This is a genomic window from Polaromonas sp. P4_H1, from assembly GCF_056400945.1.
Genome location: NZ_JBFUKG010000156.1, coordinates 1 through 517, shown reverse-complemented (window position 1 = coordinate 517; position 517 = coordinate 1). Strand labels below are relative to the sequence as shown.

1 pseudogene is annotated in these 517 nt (G+C 55.6%); it reads left to right on the top strand.

The features are described from left to right. Nucleotides 1-517, top strand: a pseudogene (locus AC1DS5_RS25635) (adenylate cyclase); the annotation flags it as partial.

Here is a 517-nt window from a genome sequence, read left to right as displayed (position 1 = left end):
AGACCATTCATTCCGTTCTGGCATCGCGTATCGACCTACTCGATCAAGCGACGAAATCGCTTTTGCAAATGTCCGCCGTGATCGGCAAAGACATCTCATTGATCCTGCTGTCCGGCATGGTTGGAACTGATCCCGACGAACTGGCTCCTCGTCTTCTGGCGCTCGAGTCGGGGGATTTTCTCAGAAAGGCCACTACCTCCGGCACGGTCGAATATTCGTTCAAACATGAGCTCACGAGAGAAGTGGCCTACGGCATGATGCTACTCAGCGTCCGTCGCTATCTCCACGCCAAGGCGATCGAAATTATCGAGCTTCGATTCGCCGACCGTCTCGACGAACATATCGACCGACTTGCCGACCACGCGTTTCTCGCTGAGCTATGGCAAAAGGCGGTTCCGTATCAGTTGCGGAGCTGCCGTCGAGCAATCAAGCGTGGCGCYAATCAGGATGCGATCGCCATTTACGAGCGTGGTCGCGAAACGCTGGCGCATTGGCCGCCGTCGTCGAAGAAAACCAT